Annotated in this window: 1 protein-coding gene; it reads left to right on the forward strand. The window is 70.1% G+C overall.

Features of this window, described 5'->3' with window-relative positions; genetic code table 11:
• Positions 1–341, forward strand: a 341-nt coding sequence (locus tag IEJ02_RS48070; RefSeq protein ID WP_191070545.1) for a ketoacyl-synthetase C-terminal extension domain-containing protein, incomplete at both ends; no start/stop codon positions are given.

Raw genomic sequence — 341 nt, forward strand, 5'->3', positions numbered from 1 at the left:
GTGGCTTGGCCGCGTGGGGAGCGGGTGCGGCGGGCTGGTGTGTCCTCCTTCGGCGTGTCCGGGACCAATGCCCACGTCATCCTCGAGGAAGCACCGGCGGTCCAGGCGCTGGTGGAGCCGACGTTGGCTCGTGAGCTACCCGATGGCGAGGATGTGGCGCCTGTGGTGGTGCCGTGGGTGGTGTCGGGGCGTAGTGCGGGGGCGTTGGCCGCTCAGGCAGGTCGGCTGCTGGAGTATGTGCGCTCTGCTCAGGCTGATGGTGGTGGCGTGGATGCGGTGGGTGTGGGGCGTGCTCTGGTGAGCTCCCGTGCGGTCTTCGAGCACCGGGCGGTGGTTCTGGG

The organism is Streptomyces sp. 5-10 (assembly GCF_014712245.1).
GTDB lineage: Bacteria > Actinomycetota > Actinomycetes > Streptomycetales > Streptomycetaceae > Streptomyces > Streptomyces violaceusniger.